This is a genomic window from Longimicrobiales bacterium (genome assembly GCA_035764935.1).
Taxonomy (GTDB): domain Bacteria; phylum Gemmatimonadota; class Gemmatimonadetes; order Longimicrobiales; family RSA9; genus DASTYK01.
Window position 1 is genome coordinate 1 of sequence record DASTYK010000132.1, and the last position, 8,309, is coordinate 8,309.

The 8,309-nt window shown below is 67.1% G+C and carries 8 protein-coding genes; 5 read left to right on the forward strand and 3 right to left on the reverse strand.

Annotation, left to right across the window (positions count from 1 at the left end):
• From VFU06_10635 to VFU06_10655, 5 genes are all read left to right on the forward strand, one after another.
• The coding region (locus tag VFU06_10635) for a LiaF domain-containing protein (GenBank protein ID HEU5209860.1) at window positions 1-630 on the forward strand (630 nt) is incomplete at its 5' end.
• Entirely contained in the window at window positions 627-2,474 is a 1,848-nt protein-coding gene (locus VFU06_10640) for an ABC transporter ATP-binding protein (GenBank protein HEU5209861.1), read from the forward strand. The genes VFU06_10635 and VFU06_10640, both read left to right, overlap by 4 nt.
• A gap of 64 nt (window positions 2,475-2,538) precedes the next feature.
• Entirely contained in the window at window positions 2,539-2,703 is a 165-nt protein-coding gene (locus VFU06_10645) for a PLDc N-terminal domain-containing protein (protein HEU5209862.1), read from the forward strand.
• 22 nt (window positions 2,704-2,725) lie between these two features.
• Entirely contained in the window at window positions 2,726-3,109 is a 384-nt protein-coding gene (locus VFU06_10650) for a response regulator (GenBank protein ID HEU5209863.1), read from the forward strand.
• Window positions 3,106-4,782, forward strand: coding sequence for an EAL domain-containing protein (locus tag VFU06_10655; protein HEU5209864.1), 1,677 nt, complete (start codon window positions 3,106-3,108; stop codon window positions 4,780-4,782). The genes VFU06_10650 and VFU06_10655 overlap by 4 nt, the downstream gene beginning before the upstream one ends.
• A gap of 379 nt (window positions 4,783-5,161) precedes the next feature.
• Here VFU06_10655 and VFU06_10660 read toward each other — a convergent pair whose 3' ends face one another.
• The 3 genes from VFU06_10660 to VFU06_10670 all read right to left on the reverse strand — a co-directional run.
• A complete protein-coding gene (locus VFU06_10660; GenBank protein ID HEU5209865.1) occupies window positions 5,162-6,526 on the reverse strand; it encodes a putative glycoside hydrolase in 1,365 nt (454 codons plus the stop codon).
• Window positions 6,527-6,632: 106 nt separating this feature from the next.
• Window positions 6,633-8,060 carry a molybdopterin-synthase adenylyltransferase MoeB gene (gene moeB / locus VFU06_10665; protein ID HEU5209866.1) on the reverse strand — a complete coding sequence of 476 codons (1,428 nt, stop codon included), beginning with the start codon at window positions 8,058-8,060 and terminating at the stop codon, window positions 6,633-6,635.
• Window positions 8,051-8,309: Mov34/MPN/PAD-1 family protein (locus tag VFU06_10670; GenBank protein HEU5209867.1), on the reverse strand; the 259-nt coding region annotated here is incomplete at its 5' end. The genes VFU06_10670 and moeB, both read right to left, overlap by 10 nt.

An 8,309-nucleotide genomic window follows, 5' to 3' on the forward strand; every position in this document is an offset into this window, starting at 1 on the left:
GCTCTGGTACAGCACTACGCCGCCGATCACATCACGGTCGACGAGTTCGAGCGTCGTGTCGACGTCGCACACCGGACGCTCGATCCGGCGGAGCTCACGCGCCTGACGTCCGACCTGCCGACGATCCGGCCGCCCCGCTCGCCCGAACCGGAGGCCGACCGGCTGCTCCGCAAGGGCGCAGAAGTCCTTGCCGGCGCAGTGCGCGAGAGCCAGACGCTGATCGCGATCATGGGCGGCGTCGAGCGCCGCGGCACCTGGACGCCGGCCCGGCGCACGATCGTGATCGCGTTCATGGGCGGTGCGGAGCTGGACTTCCGTGATGCCCGCTTCGGGCCCGGCGTCACGGAAGTCTTCATCTTCGCGACGATGGGCGGTGTCGAGATCATCGTCCCGCCGGATCTGCCCGTCGATACCAGCGGCGTCGCGATCATGGGGGCGTTCGAGCACCGCGACCAGCACATGGACCGCGCCCCCGAGATGGACGACGGTTCGCCCAGGCTGCACGTGCGCGGTTTCGTGATGATGGGTGGTGTCGAAGTCTCGATCCGCCGTCCGGGCGAGAGCGCCAAGGACGCCAGCCGGCGGATCAAGGCGGAGCGCAAGCGCCGCCGTCTCGAGGACGGTCTGTGACCGACGCGCAGCACCACGAAGAGGAGGCTCTCGGCAAGGCGTACGACGCGCGGCTGATGCGTCGGCTGCTGGGCTACCTCCGACCGTACCGCGGCCGCGTCGTCGTCGCCATCCTGATCCTGCTCGGCGCCTCGCTGATGGCCCTCGTCGGCCCCTGGCTGACGCAGCTCGCCCTGGATCGGGCCATCCCCGAGGGTGACACCCGGCTGCTCGGCCTGTTCGCACTGGCGTTTCTCGCGTCACTCATCGTCGCCTTCATCCTCGAGTACGCGCAGACGCTGATCACGACCTGGCTCGGCCAGCGCGTGATGTACGACCTGCGGCGGGAGATCTTCGGCCATCTCCAGAAGCTGGAGCTGCGCTACTACGACCGGAACCCGGTCGGCCGGCTGATGACGCGCGTGACGTCCGACGTCGAAGTGCTGAACGAGCTGTTCAGCTCGGGCGTCGTGACGGTGTTCGGCGACGTGTTCACGCTGCTCTTCATCACCGGCGCGATGCTGATCATGGACTGGCAGCTCGCGCTCGTGACGATGCTCGTGATCCCGCTGGTGTTCGTTGCGACACAGGTGTTCCGCGCCCGCGTGCGCAACGCCTACCGCGATATCCGCGTCCGGCTCGCCCGCATCAATGCGTTCCTGCAGGAGCGCATCACCGGCATGAGCATCGTCCAGCTCTTCGGCCGCGAGCGCGAAACGTCGCAGCGCTTCCGCCGGATCGACGCCGACTACCTCGATGCCCATCTCCGCTCGATCACGTACTACGCGATCTTCTTTCCGGTGATCGAGCTGCTGACCGCCACGGCATTCGCGCTCATCATCAGCTACGGCGGCGCGCAGATCCTGGGAAGCCGCGGGGCAGGGCTCGCGGAGAGCGGCATCACGGTCGGCGTGCTCGCGGCATTCCTGCAGTGGGCACGTCGGTTCTTCCAGCCGATCCAGGACCTCTCCGAGAAGTACAACATGCTGCAGGGGGCCATGGCCTCCAGCGAGCGCATCTTCGGCCTGCTCGACACGGAGCCGCCACCGGCCACGTACGGCCCGGCGCTCTCGCTTCCCGGGGACGCACAGGGCCGCATCGAGTTCCGCGACGTCTGGTTCGCATACGGCCGTACCGATGACGGCGAATGGGACTGGGTGCTGCGCGGCATCAGCTTCACGGTGGAGCCAGGACAGCGGCTCGCCGTGGTCGGCCATACCGGTGCAGGCAAGACCAGCCTGATCAGCCTGCTGATGCGCTTCTACGAGCCGCAGCGCGGCGAGATCCTGTTCGACGGGGTGCCGATCCGACAGGTCGATCCGCGGGCGCTGCGCGATCGCATCGCGCTCGTGCTGCAGGACGTCTTTCTGTTCAGCCGCGATATCGCGTACAATATCCGCCTCGGCGAAGGCAGCATCGACGATGAGCGTGTCGCGCAGGCGGCACAGCGCGTCGGCGCCGATGCAATGATCCGGCGGCTCCCGCACGCGTATGCCGAACCGCTCGGGGAGCGGGGTGCGTCGCTTTCGGTCGGGGAGCGCCAGCTGCTTTCGTTCGCGCGGGCGCTGGCCTTCGATCCGCTGGTGCTGGTGCTCGATGAGGCGACCAGCTCCGTCGACTCGGCGCTCGAGGCACGCATCGAGCAGGCGCTCGATACGCTCATGCACGGCCGGACCTCGATCGTGATCGCTCATCGGCTCTCCACGGTCCAGAACGCCGATCGGATCCTGGTGCTGCACCACGGCGAGCTGCGCGAGCAGGGCACACATGCGGAGCTGCTCGAGCGGGGCGGGTTGTATGCGCGCCTGTACGAGCTGCAGTTCGTACGGGCCCAGCAGGATCTGCCACGGGCCGCGAGTAGCTAGAAAAGGGTACCATGGCTCAGAACTTGCCCCTTTTCGGGCGACCGGGCCGGAAACGGATGCGCCAATGCGACTCGCCATCGTCCTGCTGATACTCGTGGTCGAGGCATGGGCCATCACCAGCGTGTTCGGCAGCCGGCATCCGGCCCGCAGGAAGGCCGCCTGGACCCTTGCAATCGTGCTGCTTCCTGTGGTCGGGGTTCTGGGCTGGCTTGGCCGGGGCAACCGCTGAGCCACCGCTGAGGGTGGACGTCATGAGTGAAAGAATCCTGATCGTCGACGACGATCCCAATTCACGCGACATCGTGCAGACCTTCCTCGAGTCCAGGGGCTATCACGTCGAAGCGGCGGAGGACGGGCAGGCTGCCCTTGCCCGCCTCGAGGACCTCAAGCCGGGCCTCGTGCTCCTGGACGTGATGATGCCGGGCATGGACGGGTGGGAAGTCGCGCGTGTCATCAAGAATCATCCCGACTTCGGAAACACGCGGGTCGTGATGCTGACCGCGCGCAGTGATTTCACGGACAAGACCGAGGGTCTGCGCGCGGGCGCGGACGACTACATCGTCAAGCCGATCCGCCTCGAGGAGCTGGCGGAGCGGGTCGAAAAGAACCTGGCCGTTCGGGAGAAGACCGCTTGAAGATCGTTGCTCGCGTGCGCGATGAAGCGCTGCGCCGGGTGATCGATGGCGCTGCGGCAGCGATGGGCGCCGAAGTCGCGGATGAGCCGATGGATGGCGGCAGCGGCGAGGCGTACAATACGCCGGTCGACGCAATGATCGTGGAGCTCGACAGCAACACGGACGCGGAGTCGCTGCGCAGCCAGGCACGGCGACGCAACGCCGCGCTCGTCGTGGCGTGTCACGCAGACACGCAGTGCGCGGACGTCACGGCCGCCGATGCCGACGACTGGATCGTTCTGCCCGTCACGGAAGAGGAGCTGCAGATCCGCCTGCGCGTCGCGGCCAACCGCGCGGGCGGCAAGACCGCTGCACGGCGCAAGCATGACGCGGCCGAGCTGGTGCGGTACGAGGAGCTGCTCTTCGACAAGCTGACCGGATTCCCTACCCTGGCCGTGATGACCGAGCGCGCCCGCGACCTGCTGGAGCGACGCGGCGAGCTCACCGTCCTCTACATCCAGTTCGTCTGGTACGAGAAGATCGAGGAGATCTACGGCTGGCAGAAGCTGGACGACGTCCTGGAGACCACGGCCGGCGCGCTGCGCTCCTTCTACGCGGAGGAGCACCGGCCGGACGAGAACATCATGATGGTCTCTCACATCGCCGACGACGATTTCATCCTCCTCACGCACGTGCCCACCTCACCCGCGGCCGCGGAGCGGCGCCTGCGCGACGTCACGCAGCGACTCGAGGCACACCTGCGCCAGCAGGTCGAGACCGAGCACGGCGAGGACATCGCGGCACTGTGCGGCATCTACGTCGGCGCTTCGACGGTATTCCGCAACCCGAAGATCCGAACCGAGCGGCTGATCTATCGCGGCATCCGTGAAGCGGCGCAGGCAGCGCGCGGTGCCGAGCAGTGGGAGCGCACACGCAAGGTGAGCGGGCTGAAGTCGACGATCCGGGACGGCGCGGTGTTCATCGAGTACCACCCGATCATCGTGAGCGAGACCGAGGAGGTCTACGGCTTCGAGGCGCTCGCCCGCGGGATGCGTCGCGAGCTGCGCTCGCCCGAGATCCTGTTCGAAGTCGCGGAGGAGGCCAACCTTGTCTGGGAGCTGAGCCGGCTGCTGCGGCAGCGTGCCGTCGAGGGCATCCTGGACGAGCTGAAGGACGGACAGTTCCTGTTCCTGAATATCGATCCGCACGACTTCGACGATCCGACGTTCCGCAACCTGGACCCTGCCGACCTCGGCATTGACGATCCGAGCCGCGTGGTGCTCGAGATCACGGAGCGCACGGCGATCAAGGACTACCCGCGCTTCCAGGAGTACCTGAAGTCGTTCCGTGAGCGCGGATTCCGCTTCGCCGTCGACGACGCCGGCAGCGGTTACGCCGGCCTCGGCTCCATCGCGAACCTCGCGCCCGACTACATCAAGCTCGACATCTCACTGATCTCGAACATCGACACGAACTTCCTCAAGCAGAACCTGGTCGAGACGCTGGTGCAGTTCGCTGACACGCACGGCGCCAAGGTCGTGGCAGAGGGCGTGGAGCGGCGCGAGGAGTTCGAGACGGTGAAGCAGCTCGGCGTGCACCTGACACAGGGATTCCTGTTCCACAAGCCGCGCTACTCGGGGCATCCTGACCGCGGCGGTGCGCGATTCCAGCACGCTGGCGTGCGCAACGACTAGCTTTTCCTACCACGGAGAGCACGGAGGTTTTTTCTACCACGGAGAGCACGGAGGGCACGGAGTTTTTTTCACCGCTGAGGCGCGAAGGGCGCTGAGAGTTGGTGACGTACCCTGCCGGTCTTAGCCTTTCGTTCGTTGCAATAGAGGATTCGGATTTCTGATTTGCAGCGTGAATGTGAATGCGCTGCGTCCGGGGTGTGTGCAGTGACGTGGTGGTGGATCGAGTTCAGACAATGCATGACGCGCACCGGCGAGCAGAATCGCCGATGCGCGTTTTCTCTTGTTCAGTGATGCTGTGCAGGTTCTCACCTCAGCGCCCTTCGCGCCTCAGCGGTGAATAACTCTGTGTATCTCCGTGCGCTCCGTGGTAGATAAAAATCTACTGAATCGGCGTACCGAGAACGCGCGGCCCGCGATGAACGGGCGCCTCCGGCTCGGGCCGAGCCAGGCGAGGCACGTCACCGTCGGCGGATGCCAGGGCTGCTTCGCTGTAGTTGCTCCCCGGATGCCACAGGATCCACTCGTCGTAGCCGGCGTCGTAGACGGCGCGGATCTGCTCGCGGACGTGCCAGGGGCTGTAGCGGGGCGGGCCGAGGGTGAAATCCTGGAGCCAGGGGATGACCCGGGCCGCGTTCTCGACGCCGTCGGTGCGCTTCCGCGCGTGTGCGAGGGCGGTCTTCACGACCTCGTACGGCTCGGCATTGGGCTCTGCGATGCCGTAGCTGCCGCGCGCGTAGTGGGACGGGTAGACCATCGGCAGCAGCGCGTCAGTGACGTCCACCATCTTTGCCCAGCGCTGGCCGATGCCGAGATCGTCGCCGGCCGAGGTCGTCAGGCCGAAGACGTCGGCGGTGACCGGGACGTCGAGATCGGCGAGCTTCTCGTTCGCGTAGACCAGGAACTGGCGGATGCCGTCCTCCTTGGTGCGGCCGTCGCGTGCGGGCCATTCGGCGGTGCGCATGTGCGAGAGCGGCACGTCGGGGAAGCGGACGTAGTCCCACTGGATCTCGGAGAAGCCGATGCGGATCGCTTCCCGTGCGATCTCGATGTTGTAATCCCACACCGCGCGGTTGAACGAATCGACCCAGTGGTAGCCGTGGGTGTCCTCCCACGTGCCCGTGCCGTCGACCTTCTGCACGGCGAGCGATGGACGGGCGTTCGCGAGGATGGGGTCGCGGAACACGACGATGCGCGCGACGGGATAGATGCCGTTCGCCTTCAGCTTGTCGAGCACGGCGCGCATGTTCGGCACGTATGCGCGCGTCGCGCCGATCTCGTTCGCGAGCGGGACCGCGGAGCGGTAGCTGATCTCGCCCGCCTCCTTGACGTCGATGACGAAGGTGTTGATCTCCGTGGCGTTCGCGATGCCGATCAGGCGATCGAGCTTGCGTTCCGAGCCGGCGGCGTACGCGTTCAGATAGATGCCGCGGATCGCGTCGGGGCGCGGCACCCGTGTCGCGGGATCCGCAGCGGGCAGCGGCTCGGGCGCCGTGGCGGAGGGCGTCGGCTCAGCGGGGGCCGCAGTCGCGGCCTCCGGCGGAGATTCGACGTCGGGCATCGCCTGGTCCCCGGCGGCCGAATCGCCGGCGGGCGTGATGCCCGGCTCCTGCTGCGGCGGGAACGCGCGCGCAGCGCCGAACAGGCTGGCGGCGAGGACGACGGCGCCGGCGGCGAGGTAACTGCGGCGACGCCCCTGGAAGAGGTTCGCTGCGATGCTGCGTACGTCGAGCATGCTGCTGCTCACGTGTGCCCTGCCCTGTTCGGTGAATCATCGTGCTGCGCACTGCGCCAGCCCCTGACGCAGTGCATGCTGCACGCCGTGTACCACTCTAGAGCCGTGGGTGCGCGCGTCAGTATGTGGGCATTGCCGGGTCGATCTCGGTGGCCCAGCCGGTGATGCCGCCGCGGAGATGTGAGACGCGCTCGAAGCCGGCCGCGCGCATGTACTCGAGGGCCTGCTGGCTGCGGCTGCCCGACCGGCAGTACAGGACGATGTCCTGGTCGCGATCGAGATCGTCCATCGCGTCGGGCAGGTCGCCCAGCGAGATGAGACGGGCCCCGTGATCGCCCAGGTTCGCGATGTTCCACTCGAACGGCTCGCGGATGTCGATGAGCTGCAGCGGCTCGCCGGTCTCGATCCGCTGCTTGAGCTGCGCAGGCGTGAGTTCGCCTTCCATGTCGATGGTCTCCGTGGTCGTTGCTTCGGCCACGCCGCAGAACGCGTCGTAGTCGATCAGTTCGGTGATGGTTGGCTCGTCCCCGCAGACGGGGCACGATGCATTGCGCGCCAGGCGCAGCTCGCGCCAGCGGAACGACAGCGCGTCGAACAGCGCGATGCGCCCCTTCAGTGTCGTGCCCGTGCCGAGCACGATCTTGAGCGCCTCGAGCGCCTGCAGGGAGCCAATGATGCCGGGCAGCACACCCAGCACGCCGCCCTCGGCGCAGCTCGGCACCAGCCCGGGCGGCGGCGGCTCACGGAAAAGGCAGCGGTAGCACGGCCCTTCCCGGCCACCGAACACCGCGACCTGACCTTCGAAGCGGTAGATCGAGCCATACACGTACGGCTTGTCGAGCAGGACGCACGCGTCGTTGACCAGGTAGCGCGTCGGGAAGTTGTCCGTGCCGTCGATGACGACGTCGTAGTCGCCGAGGATCTCGAGCGCGTTCTCAGACGTGAGCTTCACGGGGTGCGGCACGATGCGGACGTGCGGGTTCACGCCGTGCAGCCGCTCGCTGGCGGCGTCGACCTTGGCGCGGCCGACGTCGTCCGTCGAGAACATGACCTGGCGCTGCAGGTTGGAAAGATCGACATCGTCGAAATCGACGAGGCCGATCGTACCGACGCCGGCCGCGGCGAGGTACAGTCCGATGGGCGAACCGAGTCCACCGGCACCCACGACCAGGACACGCGCGTTGCGCAGCCTTTCCTGCCCCTCCCAGCCGACCTCGGGCAGCGTGATGTGTCGCGCGTAGCGCTGTATCTCCGCGCGCTCGAAGGTGCCCGCAGCACCGGCGCCGCCTGCAATGCTTGGTACGATCATGAGCGTGTCTCCGTCATGGACCGACTCCTCCGGGTCTGAAATCTCCTGCTCGTTCCGGTATACCCGGACATGGCCGCGCAGTGCGCCGTTCTCCGCGAACAGGTGGCGCCGGAGACGCGGATAGCGTGCGACGAGCGTGGCGAGCGCGTCGCCCGCGCTGGTCGCCTGCAGTGTCAGCTCCGCAGAGCCATCGGTGTACTCGCGCAGCGCGTACGGCAGCAGCAGCGTCACGCCCATGACGCCTCGATGGCGATTTCCTCGAAGCAGCGGTCATCCTTCAACCGCCAGGCGCGCACGTCCGGGGCCGATGCGTCACTGCGCCCCGCAACGATCACGTAGACGAAGCCCGGCCAGGCCAGGTCGCGGTCGAGCCTGCTCGGCACGGCTGCATCGGTCGGATGGGAGTGGTATACGCCACAGACCCAGGTGCCCGCCGCGCGAGCGGCCCTCTCGACCCCGACGAACGCACTGGGCGGTATGTGGTAT